This window comes from Aeromicrobium sp. PFPM2_SD2, assembly GCF_057364525.1.
Genome location: NZ_JBNFNZ010000593.1, coordinates 1 through 1,241 on the forward strand (window position 1 = coordinate 1; position 1,241 = coordinate 1,241).

At 76.4% G+C, this 1,241-nt stretch carries 2 protein-coding genes; both read left to right on the plus strand.

Annotated features, from left to right (window positions below):
* The coding region (locus AC2W7G_RS16655) for a S1C family serine protease (protein ID WP_485869419.1) at positions 1–1,013 on the plus strand (1,013 nt) is incomplete at its 5' end.
* A 20-nt stretch (positions 1,014–1,033) separates the two neighbouring features.
* The coding region (locus AC2W7G_RS16660) for a hypothetical protein (protein ID WP_485869420.1) at positions 1,034–1,241 on the plus strand (208 nt) is incomplete at its 3' end.

Consider the following 1,241-nt stretch of genomic DNA (forward strand, 5'->3'; position numbering starts at 1 on the left):
CACGGCGCGGCGCGAGCGTCCGCGCGCCCGAGGCGGGCACGGACCCGTTCGGCGGCACCACGTCCCCGGACGTGCCGGGCGGCACCTTCGGCCGTCCGTCGACCAGCACCGAGGCGACCCCGGCCACGGACGCGCAGCAGACCGGCGTCGTGCTCATCACCTCGACCACGACCGACGGCGAGGGCGCCGGCACCGGGATGGTCCTCACCTCCGACGGGCTCGTGCTCACCAATCACCACGTCGTCGAGGGCGCGACCGAGGTCTCCGTCGAGGTCGCCGCCACGGGCCGGACGTACGAGGCCGAGGTGCTCGGCCACGACGACGAGGCCGACGTCGCGGTGCTGCGGCTCGAGGACGCGTCCGGGCTGGCGACCGTCACCACCGACACCGACGAGGCCGTGCAGGTCGGCGACGCCGTGGTCGGCGTCGGCAACGCCGGCGGCACCGGCGAGGCGACGGCGGCGGCCGGCACCGTGACCGCCACGGACCGGACGATCGACGTCGGCGACGAGGCCACCGGCACCACCTCCACGCTGAGCGGCCTGATCGAGGTCGACGCCGACATCGTGGCCGGCGACTCCGGCGGTCCGCTGTACGACGACGACGGCGAGGTCGTCGGCATGGACACCGCGGCGTCCACCGGCAGCGCGGACGTCACCGGCTACGCCGTGCCCGTCGCCACGGCGCTCGAGGTCGTCGACCAGGTGCTGGCTGGCGACGAGTCCGGCAGCGTGAGCGTCGGCCCGGACGCGTTCCTCGGCGTGCAGCTGCAGGACACCGGGGCGGGTGCGGTGGTCGTCGGCACCGTCGACGGCTCCGCGGCGCAGGCCGCCGGGATCGAGGCCGGGTCCACCGTCACCGCGGTGGACGGGACGCGCGTCGACGGCGCGGACGCCCTCGGGACGGCGATCGACGCGCACGAGCCGGGCGACTCCGTGCGGCTGTCCTGGACCGACCCGACCGGCACGTCCCACCAGACGAGCGTCACGCTGCGCGAGGGCCCGGTCGGCTGAGAGTCGCTAGGGTCGACGCCATGAGCGACGACCTGCGCGACGGCGACCTCCGGCTCGTCCCGACGTCCGGCAACGACGACGTCACAGGCTTCGCCATCGAGGTGGACGACCGTCGGGTCGGCACGGTGGCGGTGCTCCGCGAGGGCCCCGGCGTCGGGTCGCTGCGCTGGAACGCGTCCCGACCCCCCCGCCCCTGGGCCCGCCCCGGGGGGCTGCGCCCTGGGCCCC